Origin of the sequence: Rhabdochromatium marinum, assembly GCF_016583795.1 — a bacterium.
Lineage (GTDB): Bacteria > Pseudomonadota > Gammaproteobacteria > Chromatiales > Chromatiaceae > Rhabdochromatium > Rhabdochromatium marinum.
Map to the genome: position 1 here is coordinate 1 of NZ_NRRS01000206.1, position 662 is coordinate 662.

Genomic DNA, 662 nt, shown 5'->3' on the forward strand with positions numbered 1-662 from the left:
GCCGGGATTGTACTCAGCCTGCGGGCGCTGAGCCAAACGACCGGGCGCTGGCAACAATTTTGGCAGCGAATTGATCAATTCGGTGCCGCCTGTTTCGGGTGATCACATTATTCAAAGGCCGCACCCGATCAGGATCATGCGGGCGAAAGGCAAAGCGCCGAAGGTTTTGATCGCCGCCGCCAGGCGGGAGCCGGTTGCCGACCTTCCCGAGGGGAGCGAGCCGTCAGGCTCCGTCACCAGGCCCGTAAGGGCAGGAATTGAAATGGCTGTCTTCGTCCTTGACAAACAGAAGCGTCCGCTGATGCCGTGCACGGAGAAACGCGCGCGGCTGTTACTGAAGCGCGGACGTGCCGTGGTAGTGCGTCTGGCTCCCTTCACCATTCGGCTCAAGGATCGCATCGGCGGTAAGACTCAGCCGCTGCGCCTATCGCTCGATCCGGGCAGCAAGACCACAGGGATTGCACTGGTGCGCGATGTTGAGCGTATCGACCCCGACACGGGCGAGGTGTACCGAGACGCGCCTGTGCTGTGGTTAGCGGAACTGACCCATCGTGGCGCCCGGATTCGTGAGGCGCTGACAACCCGCCGGAACTTCCGTCGCGCGAGACGCCACCGCAAAACCCGCTACCGGGCGCCGCGCTTCCTCAATCGCACCCGTCGCG

Annotated in this window: 1 protein-coding gene; it reads left to right on the forward strand. The window is 63.4% G+C overall.

The window, feature by feature from the left end:
- Window positions 1-262 precede the first annotated feature (262 nt).
- The coding region (locus tag CKO36_RS19330) for an RRXRR domain-containing protein (protein WP_200286513.1) at window positions 263-662 on the forward strand (400 nt) is incomplete at its 3' end.